Origin of the sequence: Asanoa ferruginea (genome assembly GCF_003387075.1) — a bacterium.
GTDB lineage: Bacteria > Actinomycetota > Actinomycetes > Mycobacteriales > Micromonosporaceae > Asanoa > Asanoa ferruginea.
This window is the reverse complement of the sequence record NZ_QUMQ01000001.1, coordinates 8,343,498-8,358,927: the sequence shown is the minus strand read 5'-3', so window position 1 is coordinate 8,358,927 and position 15,430 is coordinate 8,343,498. Positions and strand designations below refer to the sequence as shown.

Here is a 15,430-nt window from a genome sequence, read left to right as displayed (position 1 = left end):
GTGATACGCCCCTAACCCTTCACTGCGCCGGAGGTCAGGCCGGAGACGATGCGGCGCTGGAAGAACAGCACGAACAGGATGATCGGGATGGTGATGACCGCGGCGGCCGCGCAGATCGCGCCGGTCGGGTCTTCGAACTGTGAGGCGCCCTGGAAGAACGACAGCGCGGCCGGGACCGTGCGGGAGCGTTCGGTCGAGGTCAGCGAGATCGCGAACAGGAAGTCGTTCCAGCAGAAGATGAAGACCAGGATCGCGGTGGTGAAGATGCCGGGCATGGCCAGCGGGGCGATCACCCGGCGGAACGCCTGGCCCTGCGTGGCGCCGTCCATCTTGGCCGCCTTCTCCAGGTCCCACGGGATCTGGCGGAAGAACGCGGACAGGGTGTAGATCGCCAGCGGCAGGCCGAACGTGATGTAGGGCAGGATCAGGCCGGGCCAGGTGTCGAACAGGCCGATGCTCCGCTCGATCTCGAACAGCGGCGACACCAGCGACACCTGCGGGAACATCGCGATCAGCAGCGAGATGCCGATCAAGAGTCCCTTACCGGGAAAATCGAGACGGGCGATCGCGTACGCGGCCATCGTGCCCAGCACCACGGCCACCAGGGTCGAGATCAGCCCGATGCCGATCGAGTTGATCAGTGCGCGTACAAACTGGTCGGTGTTGAAAATGTTCCGGTAGTTCTCCAGCGTCCATTCCCGCGGGATGAAGTTGCCGTCGGTGATCGTCGCGGGGGTCTTGAACGACAGCGACGCGATCCACAGCACCGGGATCAGCGCGAAGACGACCACGACGAGATCAAGAAACCCCCAGCGCCACTTCGCTGCTGCGGATTGGCCGATGGCCGTCATCAGCGCCTCCCTTCGTCGGAGCTGCCGGGTGCGGCGGTGCCGAAGAGCTTCACGAAGATGAACGCGATGATGGCGACCGAGATGAAGATCAGCACCGACATGGTCGACCCGATGCCGAGGTTGAGCCCGCGGATCAGGTTGTTGTAGGCCAGCATCGACACCGACGAGGTGTTGTTGGAGCCGGCGGTCAACACATAGATGTTGTCGAACACCCGGAAGGCGTCGAGGGTACGGAACAGCAGCGCGACCAGGATCGCCGGCTTCATCACCGGCAGCATCACCTTGGTGAACCGCTGCCAGCCGGAGGCACCGTCCATCGACGCGGCCTTGAGCAGGTCGTCGGGCACCAGGGCCAGGCCGGCCATCAGCAGCAGCGCCATGAACGGCGTGGTCTTCCAGATCTCGGCCAGCATGATGATCGCCAGCGAACTGGCCCGCTCGGTCAGCGGCGCGCCGTCGGTGAACAGCTTGGCGAGATAGCCGGTGTCGGGCGTCCACGCGTATTTCCAGGAGAACGCGGCGACCACCGTCACGATGCCGTAGGGGATCAGCGCCGCGGTGCGCACCAGCCCCCGGGCGACCAGCGTGCGGAACATGATCCAGGCCAGCCCCATGCCGAGCACAAGCTCGACCGCGACCGTGACCACGGTGATCAGCACGGTGACGCCGAACGCGGTCCACCAGTATTGGTTGCTCAACACGGTGATGTAGTTGCCCAACCCGATGAACTCGCGCTGGTCGGGAAACTTGAGGTCGAAGCGCTGGAAGGAGAGCCAGACCGAATAGATGATGGGGTACGCGGTGACCGCGAGCATCACGATCGCCGCCGGCGCGCAGAGCAGCCAACCGAGCTTCCGTTCGGCCTTCTTGCCCTCGCTCAGATGCGCTTTGGCTTTCTTCTCCGCACGTACCCGATGGGTAGTGGGTTTTTCGGCAGTCCCAGCGGTCACGGCAGGACACCCTTCGACTCGAGCGCGTCCTGGATCGAGCCGCGCAGATCCTTGGCGTCCTGTTCCGGCCGGATGTCGGCGGGTGGCGACAGCGTCGCCGAGAGCACCGTGGACACGTTCTGGTAGGCCGGGGTGATCGGCCGGTTGGCGCCGTCCTTGACCTGGGCCAGGATGTCGGCCTTGAACGGGTAGGCCTTGTCCATCTGCGGGTCGGAGTAGACCGACTCGATGGTCGGCGGCACGCCGTCGTTGATCGCCGAGAAGAGTTGGTGCTCGGGCGAGCGCAGGCACAGCGCCGCGGCGAAGGACTCTTCAGGATGCTTCGTGTACGCCGAGACGGCCAGGTTGTAACCGCCGATCGTCACCTTGCTCGGCGTGTTGGCGTCGATGCCCGGGTAACGCGCCCACTTGACCTTGTCTTTCAGGTCGGGCGCGCCCTCCTGCAGCGCCGGCCAGACGAACGGGTAGTTGAGCTGGAACGCGCCGCTGCCGCCCTGGAACTGGAGGCGCGCGTCGTCTTCCTGGGTGTTGGTGAACGACGGGTTGGTCACGCCGGCCGACGCGAACTTCTGGAGCGTGGCGAGCGCCTTGACGGCGCCGTCGTCGAACTCGACCTTGTTGCCGTCGTCGTTGAGGATCTTGCCGCCGTCGCTGGCGACCATGTTGTTGTAGAGCACCACGAGGCCCTCGTACTGCGCGCCCATGGTGTCGATCTCATAGGGCTTGCCCTGGCTCTTGAGGTCCTGCGACATCTTGATCATCTCGTCCCACGTCTTGGGTGGGTTCGGGACGAGGTCGCTGCGATACCAGAGAAGCTGGGTGTTGGTGTTCTTCGGCGCGGCGTAGAGCTTGCCCTCGTAGGTCGCCGACTCGAGCGGCTGCTCCAGGGTGCCCTTGGACGCCTCGTCCTTCTCCGCGCCGGTCCACTCCTTGATCCATTTAGCACTGGCGAACTCGGCGGTCCAGGTCACGTCGAGCCCGAGCACATCCATGCCGTCGTCCTCGGCGGCCAGCCGGCGCACCATCTGCACCCGCTGGTCATCGGCGCCGCGCGGCAACACCTGGTAGTCGATCCGGTATTTCCCCTGGGCTTCCTGGTTGCAGTCGTCGACGACCTTCTGGAAGTTCTCCTCGGGCGCGTAATAGACATTGATCACTGGTACGCCGCCGTCATCACTCCCGCTGCACGCCGCGGCCGTCGGTGCCAGGAGCGTGAACGCCGCGAGCGCCGCCACCCCTCGCCGTCGCCGCCGTCCAGGTCCTCGAGATCGTTCCGCCATATCCGACCTCCGTTCCCGCATCATCGCGGTCTGGTGCCGGTCGCTGCCTGGCACCGATCACGGACCATGCCCAACGTGCGGGAAAAACAAACGTGGACCTCACGTACACCTCGTGGACGGGCGCGCGACACGGTACGGTCGCTTTACGTAGCGTCGCCCCCGCCCGACCCGCGGAGGTAGTGCCCGTGCACGACATCACTTCGGCGCTGAGCGTCACCTTCGAGGTGCGCGGTCACCCGCCACAGAAGACCGAGACCCTGTCGATCCTGTCCGCCGGCCACCGTCAGGCCGAACGGGTCCGCACCCTGCTGCTGGCCGCCCTCGGCGCCGCACAGCAGACCGGCTGGACCCCGTTGCGCGCGGCGGTCGCCCTCGACATCGTGGTCCGCGGCCCGGAGCAACACGTGGGCTCCGCACCCAGATTCCTGGCCGGCGTCGCCGACGTGCTCAGCGACAAGCGCGGCCGGCTGACCGGCACCCACCTGGGCGTGCTCGCCGACGTCACGCTCTTCGCCGACGAGCGACAGATCCGATCGATGAGCTACCGCGAGGAACTCGGCGACGAGCCGTCCTACCTGGTCCGCGTCACCGCGCTGGGCGTGTAGCCGCCGGCGGCGTGGGGTACTGCCCGGCCATGGCCGAACCGCACGTCACGCTGGAGCCCGACCCCGACGACCCGGTGCAACGCAAACTACAGGGCCCGCTGGAGGACCAACTCACCTCCGCACTACAGGCCGCCACTGATCGGGTCCGGTCGTCCTATCGGGGTGAACCGGTCGACGTCGTCTGCCAACAGCTGCTCGACGAGACGAAGGCCGGCCTGCACCCGGACATCGCGGCGGGCTTCGACCCGGACATGGACGAGATGTCCCGGCTGGCGGTGGCCATCGTGCGCGGTCAGGCCTGAGCTGCCACCTCGGCGGCGGTACCCCAGCAGAGGGTCATGCCGGCGCCGCTGTGCCCGTACGCGTGGATGATCTTCATGGGGTCGCGCTCTTCTTTCTCGACGCGCGGGCCGCCGTGGCGGGCCGGTCTCAGCCCGACGAGATGCCGGCGAACCGTGGCGCCCGCGAGGCGGGGCTCGACCTGGGTGGTGCGGGCGATGATGGCTTCCGCGGTGGCCGGGCGGACTTCGGGGCTGGCGTCGCCGACCTCGAACGTGCCGCCGAGCACGACGTCGCGGCTACGGGGGTGGATGTAGACCGGACCGAGCGGATGGTCCTCGTCGCGGATCGACGTGGTCAGGCCCGGGTTGTCGACGATGACCACCTGGCCCCGGATCGGGTAGAGACGGTCGTCGCCGGTGAGCGCCCGCGCGGCCAGCCCGGTGGCGTTGACGACCACGCGGACGTCGAGCTCCTCGAAGCGCCGCACCCGCCGCCGCTCGAACGCGCCGCCGTTGGCGCGGAAGCGGTCGAGCAGGTGCGCCATGTAGGGCACCATCTCGACCGCCGGCACGGTGAACCGCCACTCATCGTCGACCGCGGCGAAATCCGGAACGGCTGAGGCCCACCACGGCGGCTCGTCGACGGGATGCCGGACGATCATCCGGGTCGGGCGCATGGTCACGCCCGGGACGCCGTCACCAGCCTCGCGGGCGAAGATCTCGAAGGTCCGCGCACCCCAGCCGAGCACGCGCGGGTCGGCGTCTATCCGGGTGGGGTACCAGACGGCGGCGGCGACGGCCGAGACCGTCTCGCCCGGCTCGTCGGCCGCGACGATCGTGACCTCGGCGCCGTCGGCCTGCAGCTCGAGGGCGGCGGCCAGCCCGATGATCCCGGCTCCCAGCACGACGACATCCACCCCACCATCGTGCCCCGGTCAGCCGAGCCGGGCGTCGACACGTTGCCGCAGCAGCTCGTATTCCGCGTAGCGCCGTTTCGGTCGCCCGACCGGCCGCGGCACCGGCCGGGCACCGCTGATCACCTGTCCGAGCCGGAACTGCGAACGGGTCAGGTCGATCTCGATCCCGCCGGCCAGCCTGTTCCACCAGTGGTAGCCGTGCTGTATGCCGTCGAGGTGCACCTCGCCCAGCATTAGGTCACCGCCGAAGACGTCGCTGACCAGCAGCGCGGTGATGTCGCAGTGGCCCCAGGCCGGATTGTCGGGTGTCCAGGCGGCGCGGGCCACGTCGTCGGGCGAGCAGGTGTCGGCGGCCCAGCTCGCCCGCACGGCGCGTTCGATGTCGCTCAGGGTCAGCATGGCGCCGATCCTGGGCCCTCGACCTGGTTGAGGCTCAAGCCCGCCGCACGTCGACCGCCACCACATAGGTGCCGTCGGCGCGGACCAGCTCGCCGACCCGGATCGGGAGCGCCTGGTCGCTGCCCGGTGCCGCCTGGATGCCCAGGCCGTAGGTGACGTGGCCTTCGAAGTCGCCGGCTACGGCGTACCCCTTGAGGGTTGGAAAGCCCAGTTTTGTGCCAGGTCGTTTGGTGGTGCGGCCCTGGTCGTCGTGGGCCTGCGCCTGGGTGAAGGTGATCCGCAGGACGCTGTTGCCGGGCAGCGACACCGGGTCGCCGCTGCCGTCCTGGGTCAGCGACCGCTCATAGGCGACCTCATAAGAAGGCCAGGCCCCTTCAAAGGCGAAGGTCACCCGGGTGTACGCCGGCGCGTCGCCCGGATGGTCGCCGACCTCGACCCGGGCCAGGAAGGGCAGGGGTGCCGCGGGTGGCGGCTGCACGGGCACGTCGAACCGGTGCGCGACCGTGGCGGGCCGCGCCGGCACCGCCCAGCCGTAGGTGACCCGGTAGGCCCGCGCCGGCCCGCTCTTGGTGGCGACCGGCGCACCATGCGTGGCCGGACTAGAAGCCGCGGGCGCGGAGGGCGGGGCGGTGCCGATGCCGCTGGCGGTCGCGCCGGGCGCGCACCCGCCCGCGCCAAGAGCGGCAAGCAGAGCCAGCAGGGGTACGAAGGAGCGCCTCATACGGATTCGACGCGCCAGACCCCGATCCGGTTTACCCCGATCGCGAGGCTAACGTGGGGAGCCATGTACTCCACGCGAGTTCTGCAACACATCAACGCACCGCGGTCGGCCGTCTACGCGGCGCTGCTCGACCCCGACGCGATCGCGCGGTGGCGGGTGCCGGCCGGGATGACCAGCGAGGTGCACAGCTTCGAGGCGCGCGAGGGCGGCACGTTCCGGGTGTCGCTGACCTACGACGACCCGGGCAGCGCGGGCAAGTCCGGGTCGCACACCGACACCTATCACGGCCATTTCGCCCGGCTGGTGCCCGACGAGCAGGTGGTCGAGGTGTTCGAGTTCGAGACCGACACGGCGGCCCTGCACGGCGAGATGACGATGACCACCACCCTGACCGACGCCGAGGGCGGCACCGACGTCCTGATCGTCCACGAGGGACTGCCCGACGACGTGCCGGCAGAAGACAACGAAACCGGCACCCGGATGGCCCTGGCCAACCTCGCCCGCCTGGTGGAGAGCAACGCTCAGTTCTGACACATGATGATGAAGGCGCCGGTCGAGACGTCGACCTGCACGAGCTGATCGATCGGCACGTCGGTCTCCACCGCCTCGCACACCGGCACGGGGGTGACGGGCACCGGCGTCGCCCGGTAGGGCTCGCCCGGCACGGCCAGCACGAGACCGACCGCGACCAGCACCGCCAGCTTCCGCATCAGGGCGACTGCGGCCGAGCCGGCCGGCGTTGGCGGCGGGCTGTCGAGATCGATCAACGCCATCGGTCCACTTTAGTGGCGTCTACATGCGGGCCGGTGTCGTGATGCCCAGCAGCGCCAGTCCTTGCTCGATCACCCGGCCGGTCAGGGCGCAGAGTGCGAGTCGGCTCGCGCGGGTTTCGTCGTCGGCCGCCTTCAGCACCGGGCACTGGTCGTAGAAGGTCGTGAACGCACCCGCGAGGCCCTGCAGGTAGCCGGTCAGCGTGTGGAACAGCAGCGTCTCGGCCACCTCGTCGATGACCGCTGGGAAGGCGAGGAGCTCCAACGCGAGCGCGTGCTCGGCCGGCTCCACCACCCGGATGGCCCCGCCGCCGCTTTCGGGCGTCATCCCGCCCTTGCGGAAGATCGACTGGATGCGGGCGTACGTGTATTGCAGGTAGGCGGCGGTGTCCCCAGTGGTGGCCAGCATCCGGTCCCACGCGAAGACGTAGTCCTTGATCCAGTCGCTGGACAGGTCCGCGTACTTGATCGCGCCGGTGCCCACCGCCCTTGCGACCGCCGCCCGGGTCGGCTCGTCGAGGTTGGGGTTCTTCTCCGTGATGATCGCCGCGGCCCGGCTGATCGCCTCGTCGAGGAGGTCGGCGAGTTTGACCGTGTCGCCGGCCCTAGACGCGAACTTCTTGCCGTCGGCACCCAGCACCTGGCCGAAGCCGACGTGGGTCGCCCGGGCCGGCGGGGTGAGCCAGCCGGCCTCCCGCGCCGTCTGGTAGACCATTTCCAGGTGTTGGTGCTGCGGTGCGCCGACCACGTAGAGCAGCCGGGTCGCTTTGAGGTCCTGGGTGCGGTAGCGGATCGTGGCAAGATCCGTCGCCCCGTAGCCGTAGCCGCCGTCACGCTTGCGCACGATCAGCGCCATCGGCTCGCCGTCGCGACCGGTGAACCCGGCGGGGAAGACGACCTTCGCTCCGTCGCTCTCGTGGAGCAATCCCAGCCGATCGAGTTCGTCGACAACCGGGGCCAGCATCGGGTTGTAGAAGCTCTCCCCGAAGAAGTCGGCACCGGTCAACATGACGTCGAGGCTGTCGTAGACGGCCAGGAAGTATTTCTCGCTCTCACCCACCAGCAGCTTCCACAACCGCAGCGTCGTCGGGTCACCGGACTGCAACGCCCCGACCCGGGCCCGCGACCGGTCGGCGAAGCCGGGATCGGCGTCGAACTTGACCCGGGCCGCCCGGTAGAAACCGTTGAGATCCCCGACCGACAGCTCGTGGGCGGCCGTGGTCTCGCCGAGATCGAGGAGGTGCTCGATGAGCATGCCGAACGGCGTACCCCAGTCTCCGATGTGGTTCGCCCGGTGCACGTCGTGACCCAGCCAGGTCAGCAAGCGGGTGACGGCGTCGCCGATCACCGTCGAGCGCAGGTGCCCGACGTGCATTTCCTTCGCGACGTTGGGCGCCGAATAGTCGACGACCACCGTCTCCGGCGCTGCCGCCACGGGCACACCGAGCCGGTCGTCGGCCTGCATCTCCGTCAGGAAGCCCGCGAGCGCGGTCGCCTCGATCGTGACGTTGATGAAGCCGGGCCCGGAGATGGTCGCCGACTCGGCCAGGCCGGCCAGGTCGACGCGGGCGAGCACATCGGTCGCGATCTCCCGAGGGGAGCGGCCCAGCTTTCGGGCGAGCGGCAACGCACCGTCGGCCTGGAAGTCGGCGTGCTGCGACCGTCGCACGACCGGGTCCACCCGCTCACCGGCAACCGCCGCGAAGGCGACCGCGAACCGCTCAACGAGAAGCTTTTCCAGGTTGGCCACGACTAACTACTTTCTGGGGGTACGCGAAATGCTGACAGCGCTGGCTCAGCGAGCTGCCCAAAATCGTCGTCGCGTTACGGAGCCCGCCCGGAGCCGCACAAGCGAAACGCCGGACGGGCGTTCGAGGGGCATCACGGGCATGGACATCGGGGTGAAGCCTACCGGTTCAAGGGCGCCGGCCGGTCCTGGTTTTCTGGCAGGCTCGCCGGGTGGATCGGTTGCTGGACGACACGACGCTGGCCGCCTCGGCGGTCGTGGCCAACTCCGCGATGAACCGGGAGCGGCAGCTGGCCGGGCCCAACAGCTACGCCCGCGAGCTTGGCTTCGACCCCCTCGACCGCCTCCTGCAACGGCTGCCCGCACAGGAATCGGTGGCCTGGCTCGATCTGTGCTGCGGGCGCGGGCGGGCGCTGTTGCAAGCCGGCGCCCAGGTCGAGGCCCGCGGCCTCGAAGACCGTGTCGAGCTGATCGGCGTCGACCTGGTCGACTACTTCGATCCGGCGACCACCGCAGTCACCCTGATCTGCGCGCCGGCCACGACCTGGGATCCATACCGCCGCTTCGACCTGATTACCGTGGTGCACGGGCTGCACTACGTCGGCGACAAGCTCGGCCTCCTGCAAAGAGCCGCGAGCTGGCTGACCGACGACGGCCACCTGATCGCCGACCTCGACACGAACAGCATCCGCCGCAACGACGGCGAACCGCTCGGCCGCGGCCTGACCACGCACCTGAAGAAGGCAGGCTTCGCCTACGACGGGCGGCGAAAACGGATCACCAAGACCGGACCGACCCACGAACGGCTGCCCTACGACTACCGCGGCGCCGACGACCGGGCCGGGCCCAACTACACCGGCCAGCCCGCCGTCCATTCCTACTACGCGCTCGCCGGCAGAGACTGATTGCGCTAGCGCCTATTCGTCGATGATGTCGTTGGTGATCAGCCAGGCGTCGCCGTTGACGTCGTTTCGCATGACGGTGCCGGCGTCCCACGCGACGTAGACGTTCACCGTCTGCTTGCCGGCCGGGACCTTGAGGTCGACGGTTGAGGTGATTGGCGGGACTCCGCAGGCGACCTTGCCGGCCGCGTCTGTCCCGTCGGGCTTGGTGTAGGTGCCCGGCGATACGTCGAGCCGCAGTTCTCCGGTGCCGGTTCCCCGGCAGGTGACCCCGAACCGATAGGTGCCCGCGCGCTCGACGGCCGTCGCCATTTTGAACGGCATGTCCGCCGACGCGGCCGCGCCGACCACCCAGGCGTTGTTGGGCATGTCCTTCCTCAACGGGGAGTCGGTGGGCTGCGGCGTCGCCTCGCCGCTTTGCTGGATCGCGGGCACCGGGGCCTTCGCGCCGACGATGGCGGCGGCACCGACCGTGAGGCCGACGAGCGAGGCCGCCGTGACGACCATGGCAACCTGGCGGCGTCGGCGTAGCGCGCGTCGGGCAGTCGCGGCGCCGCGGGGCCGTAGGTCGGCCAGAATCGACTGGCGCAGTTCACCGAACGCCGCGTGGATCTCGTCGTCGGTCAGGTCTTCGTCGCGGAAAGTCTCAGGCATGGTTTACCTCCGCTTTGAGTCGGGCGGCGAGCGCGATGCGCCCCCGGTGCAGCCAGGAGCGGACCGTCGCTTCCGGTACGCCTTCCCGCGCGGCGATCTCGGCGATGGGAAGGTCCACGAGATACCGCAGGGCCATCGCGCGGCGCACCCGGTGTGGCAGGGTCGCGAGTGCTTCGACGATGGCCAGGCGTTCGGCCCCGGGTGGTTCGATCACCGGCTCGTCGCGTTGCGACTGCAAGAACGCGTGCGCCGTACGCAACCGGCGCCAGCGGCTCGCGGCCAGGTTGAACGCCACGCGGCGGACCCACGCGGCCGGATCGTCGTAGGAGTCCAGGCGCTGCCAGCGTGCCAGCGCCCGGACGAACGCCTCCTGGGCGACGTCTTCCGCGTCCTGGCGATCACCGTAGGCGGCGAAGACCTGCACCACGATCTCGGCGTAGTGCGCGGCGTAGAAGTCATCGAAGTCATGCATCGGCGACTACACGCCTGGACTCACCGAAATGTTGCGCCGGAACCCGGAGAGACGCTGTCTCCAAACCCACCGCTATTGGAGACATAGATCAACCCTTGTGCGTTCAAATGCGCCGGGGCTACCGTGCTTGCGTCGGGTACTGGACGGTACTCCCGTAAGGAGGCCATATGGGCCCTCCCGTCGTGCGCCTTCCCAGAGCGGCGCAGACCCTCGGCATGGTGTTGGTTCGGCGCCGGTTTCTGATGTCGCTGCGCGACCGCCACGGTTCCGCCTTCGTGCTCGACGTGCCGCCCTTCGGCAAGACCCTGGTGATCAGCGACCCGGCCATGCTCAAGCAGCTCTTCACCGCCGGCCCCGACGTCGCCGGGACGCCGCAGCCCAACCTTGGGCGGATGCTCGGCTCCGGCTCGATTTTCGGGCTCGACGGTGAGGAACATCGGCAACGGCGCAAGCTGCTGGTGCCGCCCTTCCACGGCCGCCGGATGCAGGCGTACGCCGGGCTGATCGAAGAAGAGTTCCGCAAAGAGGCCAGCACCTGGCCGATCGACAAGGAGTTCGAAACCCTCACCCCGTTCATGCGGATCACCCTCAACGTGATCCTGCGCGCGGTGTTCGGGGCCGAGGGCGACGAGTTCCGTGCCCTGCGCGAGATGCTCCCCGTGTTCGTCACCTACGGCTCGCGGCTGACCGTGTTGCCGGTCAGCGACCGGGGAATCGGCCCGTGGAACCCCTGGCGCAAGTTCCGCGAATATCGCGACCGCTATGACCGCACCGTTCAGACGATCATCGACCGGGCCCGCAGCGACGAAGAGCAAGGCGACGACATCCTCTCGATGCTGTTGCAGAGCCACTACGACGACGGCGCCCCGATGTCGGACAAGCACATCAAGGACGAACTGCTGACGCTGCTCGCCGCCGGGCACGAGACGACCGCGACCACGCTGGCCTGGGCGGTCGAGCGGCTGAGCCGGCACCCGGCTTTGCTGAAAAGGCTGAGCGACGACCTCGATGAGGAACTGCTCCAGGCCACCATCCTGGAGATCCAGCGGACCCGGCCGGTGGTGATCAACACCGCTCGGAAGGTACGCGGTGATGGCCTGCTGATCGGCGACTGGCCCGTCCCTCGTGGCTGGACGGTGCTGGCCGGCATCGACCTCGCGCACACCGACGACACCGTGTTCGACCGCGCGAGCACGTTCGATCCGGACCGGTTCGTCGGCGTCAAACCGGCCACCTACGCCTGGATTCCGTTCGGTGGCGGCACCCGGCGTTGTGTCGGCGCCGCCTTCGCCAACCTGGAGATGACCGTGGTGTTGCGCACCCTGCTGCGCGAGTTCGACATCCGCCCGACCGACGCGCCGCCCGAGAAGTGGCACTCCCGGGGCGTCGCCTACGCGCCCGGCAAACGTGGCCGGGTGGTTCTGCGACGAAGGGAGACGGCCGCATGACCGAGGAGCTTTTCGCCGACGTCGGCCGGGGTATCGAGCTGTGCTACACGGAGACCGGTGACCCCGCCGGCCGCCCGCTGCTGCTCGTCATGGGGCTCGGCCAGCAGCTGATCGCCTGGCCGGACGGCTTCGTCGACCTGCTCGCCAGCCGCGGTTTCCGGGTGATCACCTTTGACAACCGCGACGCGGGGCGCTCGACCCACGCCGGCTACCGCCCGCCGCCGCTGATGGCGATCCTCCGCAACCGGATCCCGGCCGACGCCTACAACCTGGGCGACCTGGGCCAGGACACGGTCGGCCTGCTCGATGCGCTCGGCCTGGAGAGCGTGCACATCGCGGGCGTGTCGATGGGCGGGATGATCGCGCAGACGGTGGCCGCCCGGTTCCCGCAGCGGGTCCGCACGTTGACGTCGATCATGTCGACCACCGGGGCCCGTAAAGTCGGCCGCCCGGCGCTGTCGACGTGGATCAAGATGGGCGGCCAACCGCCGCGAAGCCGCGACGAGGCCGTGGCCCGGGCCGTGCGGATGTTCCGGCACATCGGCTCGCACGGCTTCCCGTTCGACGAGGAGAGCCTGCGGGCCCGGGCGGGCGCGGCCTGGGACCGGGATCGATCACCGGCCGGGCTGGGGCGGCAGCTCACCGCGATCTTCGCGTCCGGCGACCGCACCGATGAGGTACGCCGGATCACGGTGCCGACTCTCGTCGTGCACGGTGATCGTGACCGGATGGTGCACCCGAGCGGCGGGCGGGTGACCCATCAGGCGATCGCCGGCTCCCGGCTGGTCACCATCCCGGGCCTCGGCCACGACTGCCCGGCCGGCGTGTGGCCGCGCCTGGTCGACCTGATCGACGAGCACGCGCAGGACAGCACCCATGCCCCGGCCTGAGCCGCTGGCCGGCCGCACGGCGGTGATCACCGGGGCCGCGTCCGGGATCGGCCGTGCGCTGGCCCAGCGGCTGTCCGCCGCCGGCTGCCCGGTCGCGGTCGCCGACATCGACGAGAGCGGACTGAAGGAGCAGTTCAACGGCCCCGTGCTGCGCCGGGTGCTCGACGTGCGCGACGCCGCGGCCGTCAAGGAGTTCGCGGGTGAGGTGCGGTCGTGGGCGCCGGGCCGGATCGGCGCGGTGTTCAACAACGCGGGCGTCGCGATCGGCTCGACGGTGCTCGGTGCGGTCGCCGAAGACGACGACTGGCTGCACTCGATCAACTTCCAGGGCGTGGTCAACGGCGTGCGGGCGTTCCTGCCGATCCTGGTGGCCCAGGACAGCGGGGCGATGGTCAACACCTCCAGCGTGTACGGGCTGATCGGCGTACCCAACCAGAGCGCCTACTGCGCCGCCAAGTTCGCCGTCCGCGGCTTCACCGAGGCCCTCCGGCAGGAGTTGCGCGGCACCGGGGTGCGGGCGGTGACCATCCATCCGGGCGGGGTGAAGACCAACATCGCCCGCAACGCCCGGTTCCGGGCCGACCCCGAGGGGCGCGGGCGCACCCACGAGCAGATCGCCGCGGAGTTCGACGCGATCGCCCGCACCACACCCGAGCGCGCCGCCGAGATCATCCACAAGGGAGTCGACCGGGGCAAGGCGCGCATCCTGGTGGGTCCCGACGCCTACCTGGTCGACGCCCTCGCCCGGCTGGCGCCGACCCACTATTTCGACATCATCGCCCGGCTGCGGCCGCGCAAAGCAAGCCCGTGACGGCGGTGGCCGCCCCGACCGACCCCGTGCGGGACCGGCTGCTCAAGGGGCTCCACCGGGCGATCGAGGAGCGCGGCTACCGGGAGACCACGGTCGCCGACATCGTGCGGCACGCCCGCGCCTCGCGGAGCACCTTCTACCAGGTGTTCGCGACCAAGGACGAGTGCCTGCTGGCGCTGATGGAGGCGGCCAACCGGTCGCTGATGCGCCGGATCAGCGCGGCCGTCGACCCGGCGGCGCCCTGGCCGGCACAGACCCGGCAGGCCGTGACGGCCTACATCGACCACGTCGCCGCCAGCCCGGCGCTGTCGCTGTGCTGGATCCGCGAGTTCCCGTCGCTCGGTCCGATCGCCGGGCAGGTCCGCCGCGAGTCGATGAACGCCCTCGCCGACCTGGTGCAGCGGCTCAGCGCCAACGAGCCGTTCCGCCGCGCCGGCCGGGCGCCGCTCAGCCGCGAGTTGGCCCTGGTCATCCTCGGCGGCCTGCGCGAGCTGACCGCGACCGCGGTGGAGGAGGGCGCCGACGTGCGGGAGCTGACCGAAACCGGGGTCGCGGCCGCGGTGGCCTTCCTGGGCGCCGCGCCGCCGGCACCGGTCGCGGCCCGACCCGCACCGCGCGGCGGACTGCTGCTTACCGACGAGCAATGGGCCCGGGTGCGACCGCTGCTGCCGCCGGCCAGGGCAGCGGTCGGCCGCCCGCCGGCACCGCAGCGCCAGGTGGTCGAGGCGATCGTCTACCGCGACCAGGCCGGCATACCGTGGCGCGACCTGCCGCCGCGGTTCGGCGCCTGGCAGACCGCCTGGAAACGGCACCGCCGCTGGTCGGAAGACGGCACCTGGGACCGCATCCGCGAGGCGATCGGGGAGGACTACACCGGCTCCAGGAAGCCGGTGAGCACCACGGTGTCCGGGCCGTAGCGGGCCGCGAGTTCCTGCCGACGGGCCTCGGTGGCGACGTAGACCTCGGCGGTCACCTGATTGGCCAGCGTGTCGATCCCGGTGCTCAAGACGCCCGGTAGGGCGGCCAGTTCGGCCTGCACCCGGGTCAGCTCCGCCGTCGTGCGGGTCGCCGACGACACGCAGAGGGCGCCGCCCCACAACGAACGCAGCCGCGCCTCGTGGCCGGGCAGGTCATCGGTGAACCGGGCGTTGAGGACCAGCTTCTTCGGGTCGTTCTCGCCACCGTTCTGGTCGATCCAGACGCCGGCCCCGGCCGGCAACGACGAGGCCAGCGAAATGGCCGCCTTTAGCGCGTCGTCGGTGGCCGTCGCGTCGTCGACGACCTGCCAGCCACCCGCCGGCTCCGGGCAGGCGCTGCGGAACTGGTCGGGTGGAGCCGGCCTTCGCACCGTCGGCGGCGCGGGCGGCTCGGTGAGGGTGAAGCGCTTGCCGTCATACGTTCCGACCAGCTCGAACGAGCCGTAGCGGACGTCGCCGGCCGAGCTGTGCTCGAGCCCGTCCCAGCTCCAGCCGACGATGTCGGGCCCGCCGCACGTCGGCGGCAGCGACATCGCGACGGTGTGGCAGAGCTGTGGCCCGTGTGAGGCGTTTTCCAGCACCAGCCCCGACGCCCGGAACACGCCGGGATAGGTCTCGGGAGCGAACGGCTCGGGCTCGACCGGATCGGTGCCGACCGGCGTGCCGTCGGGGTCGGCGCAACCGGCGAGCGGGGTGAAGAAGAGCCCGGCGAGAACGAGGGCGAGCAGACGAGGTTTCACCTCCAATGCGACGCG

The 15,430-nt window shown here is 69.7% G+C and carries 19 protein-coding genes; 8 read left to right on the top strand and 11 right to left on the bottom strand.

Annotated elements, in window-relative coordinates:
• Nucleotides 1-11: 11 nt before the first annotated feature.
• From DFJ67_RS38925 to DFJ67_RS38915, 3 genes are read right to left on the bottom strand one after another with little or no spacing between them, the layout of a single operon-like run.
• Complete coding sequence (locus tag DFJ67_RS38925) at nt 12-851, bottom strand: carbohydrate ABC transporter permease (protein ID WP_116074251.1); 840 nt, start codon at nt 849-851, stop codon at nt 12-14.
• Nucleotides 851-1,801, bottom strand: coding sequence for a carbohydrate ABC transporter permease (locus tag DFJ67_RS38920; protein WP_116074249.1), 951 nt, complete (start codon nt 1,799-1,801; stop codon nt 851-853). The genes DFJ67_RS38925 and DFJ67_RS38920 overlap by 1 nt, the downstream gene beginning before the upstream one ends.
• Nucleotides 1,798-2,958 carry an ABC transporter substrate-binding protein gene (locus DFJ67_RS38915; RefSeq protein WP_239097251.1) on the bottom strand — a complete coding sequence of 387 codons (1,161 nt, stop codon included), beginning with the start codon at nt 2,956-2,958 and terminating at the stop codon, nt 1,798-1,800. Before DFJ67_RS38915 ends, DFJ67_RS38920 begins: the two co-directional genes overlap by 4 nt.
• Before the next feature lie 308 nt (nt 2,959-3,266).
• On the opposite strand from DFJ67_RS38915, the gene DFJ67_RS38910 reads away from it, so the two are divergent.
• Nucleotides 3,267-3,686: a hypothetical protein gene (locus DFJ67_RS38910; RefSeq protein WP_116077172.1), complete on the top strand. Its 420-nt coding sequence runs from the start codon at nt 3,267-3,269 to the stop codon at nt 3,684-3,686.
• Between the two features lie 29 nt (nt 3,687-3,715).
• Nucleotides 3,716-3,988, top strand: coding sequence for a hypothetical protein (locus tag DFJ67_RS38905; protein WP_116074246.1), 273 nt, complete (start codon nt 3,716-3,718; stop codon nt 3,986-3,988).
• On the opposite strand, the gene DFJ67_RS38900 is transcribed toward DFJ67_RS38905, so the two are convergent.
• Genes DFJ67_RS38900 through DFJ67_RS38890 form a run of 3 tightly spaced genes read right to left on the bottom strand, consistent with a single transcriptional unit; the run spans nt 3,979 to nt 6,004 of the window.
• The gene (locus DFJ67_RS38900) at nt 3,979-4,884 is read right to left on the bottom strand and encodes an FAD-dependent oxidoreductase (protein WP_116074245.1); all 906 of its coding nucleotides are present in this window, start codon (nt 4,882-4,884) and stop codon (nt 3,979-3,981) included. The two genes, DFJ67_RS38905 and DFJ67_RS38900, sit on opposite strands and share 10 nt — an antisense overlap.
• Before the next feature lie 18 nt (nt 4,885-4,902).
• Nucleotides 4,903-5,283, bottom strand: coding sequence for a YunG family protein (locus tag DFJ67_RS38895; protein WP_116074243.1), 381 nt, complete (start codon nt 5,281-5,283; stop codon nt 4,903-4,905).
• A gap of 34 nt (nt 5,284-5,317) precedes the next feature.
• A complete protein-coding gene (locus DFJ67_RS38890) occupies nt 5,318-6,004 on the bottom strand; it encodes an AMIN-like domain-containing (lipo)protein (protein ID WP_116074241.1) in 687 nt (228 codons plus the stop codon).
• A gap of 63 nt (nt 6,005-6,067) precedes the next feature.
• On the opposite strand from DFJ67_RS38890, the gene DFJ67_RS38885 reads away from it, so the two are divergent.
• Entirely contained in the window at nt 6,068-6,535 is a 468-nt protein-coding gene (locus DFJ67_RS38885) for an SRPBCC family protein (RefSeq protein ID WP_116074240.1), read from the top strand.
• On the opposite strand, the gene DFJ67_RS38880 is transcribed toward DFJ67_RS38885, so the two are convergent.
• Complete coding sequence (locus DFJ67_RS38880) at nt 6,526-6,777, bottom strand: hypothetical protein (protein WP_116074238.1); 252 nt, start codon at nt 6,775-6,777, stop codon at nt 6,526-6,528. The two genes, DFJ67_RS38885 and DFJ67_RS38880, sit on opposite strands and share 10 nt — an antisense overlap.
• 19 nt (nt 6,778-6,796) lie before the next feature.
• Nucleotides 6,797-8,524: an arginine--tRNA ligase gene (gene argS / locus DFJ67_RS38875; RefSeq protein ID WP_116074236.1), complete on the bottom strand. Its 1,728-nt coding sequence runs from the start codon at nt 8,522-8,524 to the stop codon at nt 6,797-6,799.
• Nucleotides 8,525-8,733: 209 nt separating this feature from the next.
• On the opposite strand from argS, the gene DFJ67_RS38870 reads away from it, so the two are divergent.
• Nucleotides 8,734-9,426: a class I SAM-dependent methyltransferase gene (locus DFJ67_RS38870; RefSeq protein WP_239097252.1), complete on the top strand. Its 693-nt coding sequence runs from the start codon at nt 8,734-8,736 to the stop codon at nt 9,424-9,426.
• Nucleotides 9,427-9,438: 12 nt separating this feature from the next.
• On the opposite strand, the gene DFJ67_RS38865 is transcribed toward DFJ67_RS38870, so the two are convergent.
• The gene (locus tag DFJ67_RS38865; protein ID WP_116074235.1) at nt 9,439-10,077 is read right to left on the bottom strand and encodes a hypothetical protein; all 639 of its coding nucleotides are present in this window, start codon (nt 10,075-10,077) and stop codon (nt 9,439-9,441) included.
• Nucleotides 10,070-10,549: an RNA polymerase sigma factor gene (locus DFJ67_RS38860; RefSeq protein ID WP_116074233.1), complete on the bottom strand. Its 480-nt coding sequence runs from the start codon at nt 10,547-10,549 to the stop codon at nt 10,070-10,072. Before DFJ67_RS38860 ends, DFJ67_RS38865 begins: the two co-directional genes overlap by 8 nt.
• Before the next feature lie 167 nt (nt 10,550-10,716).
• On the opposite strand from DFJ67_RS38860, the gene DFJ67_RS38855 reads away from it, so the two are divergent.
• Genes DFJ67_RS38855 through DFJ67_RS38840 form a run of 4 tightly spaced genes read left to right on the top strand, consistent with a single transcriptional unit; the run spans nt 10,717 to nt 14,615 of the window.
• A complete protein-coding gene (locus DFJ67_RS38855) occupies nt 10,717-11,997 on the top strand; it encodes a cytochrome P450 (protein WP_116074232.1) in 1,281 nt (426 codons plus the stop codon).
• On the top strand, nt 11,994-12,887 hold the full coding sequence (locus DFJ67_RS38850; RefSeq protein ID WP_116074230.1) for an alpha/beta fold hydrolase: 894 nt from the start codon (nt 11,994-11,996) through the stop codon (nt 12,885-12,887). Before DFJ67_RS38855 ends, DFJ67_RS38850 begins: the two co-directional genes overlap by 4 nt.
• A complete protein-coding gene (locus DFJ67_RS38845) occupies nt 12,874-13,698 on the top strand; it encodes an SDR family NAD(P)-dependent oxidoreductase (RefSeq protein WP_116074229.1) in 825 nt (274 codons plus the stop codon). Before DFJ67_RS38850 ends, DFJ67_RS38845 begins: the two co-directional genes overlap by 14 nt.
• Nucleotides 13,695-14,615, top strand: coding sequence for a transposase (locus tag DFJ67_RS38840; RefSeq protein WP_116074227.1), 921 nt, complete (start codon nt 13,695-13,697; stop codon nt 14,613-14,615). Before DFJ67_RS38845 ends, DFJ67_RS38840 begins: the two co-directional genes overlap by 4 nt.
• Here the strand turns inward: DFJ67_RS38840 and DFJ67_RS38835 are convergent.
• Nucleotides 14,567-15,415 (bottom strand): hypothetical protein, encoded by an 849-nt coding sequence (locus DFJ67_RS38835; protein WP_116074226.1) that lies wholly within the window; start codon nt 15,413-15,415, stop codon nt 14,567-14,569. The genes DFJ67_RS38840 and DFJ67_RS38835 overlap by 49 nt on opposite strands.
• Between the last annotated feature and the right edge of the window lie 15 nt (nt 15,416-15,430).

What these genes read in the sequence shown, in the direction of transcription:
- DFJ67_RS38905 (WP_116074246.1), top strand. Translation starts at nt 3,716, where the DNA reads ATGGCCGAACCGCACGTCACGCTGGAGCCCGACCCCGACGACCCGGTG.
- DFJ67_RS38850 (WP_116074230.1), top strand. Translation starts at nt 11,994, where the DNA reads ATGACCGAGGAGCTTTTCGCCGACGTCGGCCGGGGTATCGAGCTGTGC.
- DFJ67_RS38890 (WP_116074241.1), bottom strand. Translation starts at nt 6,004, where the DNA reads ATGAGGCGCTCCTTCGTACCCCTGCTGGCTCTGCTTGCCGCTCTTGGC.
- DFJ67_RS38860 (WP_116074233.1), bottom strand. Translation starts at nt 10,549, where the DNA reads ATGCATGACTTCGATGACTTCTACGCCGCGCACTACGCCGAGATCGTG.
- DFJ67_RS38880 (WP_116074238.1), bottom strand. Translation starts at nt 6,777, where the DNA reads ATGGCGTTGATCGATCTCGACAGCCCGCCGCCAACGCCGGCCGGCTCG.
- DFJ67_RS38895 (WP_116074243.1), bottom strand. Translation starts at nt 5,283, where the DNA reads ATGCTGACCCTGAGCGACATCGAACGCGCCGTGCGGGCGAGCTGGGCC.
- DFJ67_RS38865 (WP_116074235.1), bottom strand. Translation starts at nt 10,077, where the DNA reads ATGCCTGAGACTTTCCGCGACGAAGACCTGACCGACGACGAGATCCAC.
- DFJ67_RS38845 (WP_116074229.1), top strand. Translation starts at nt 12,874, where the DNA reads ATGCCCCGGCCTGAGCCGCTGGCCGGCCGCACGGCGGTGATCACCGGG.
- DFJ67_RS38925 (WP_116074251.1), bottom strand. Translation starts at nt 851, where the DNA reads ATGACGGCCATCGGCCAATCCGCAGCAGCGAAGTGGCGCTGGGGGTTT.
- DFJ67_RS38855 (WP_116074232.1), top strand. Translation starts at nt 10,717, where the DNA reads ATGGGCCCTCCCGTCGTGCGCCTTCCCAGAGCGGCGCAGACCCTCGGC.
- DFJ67_RS38885 (WP_116074240.1), top strand. Translation starts at nt 6,068, where the DNA reads ATGTACTCCACGCGAGTTCTGCAACACATCAACGCACCGCGGTCGGCC.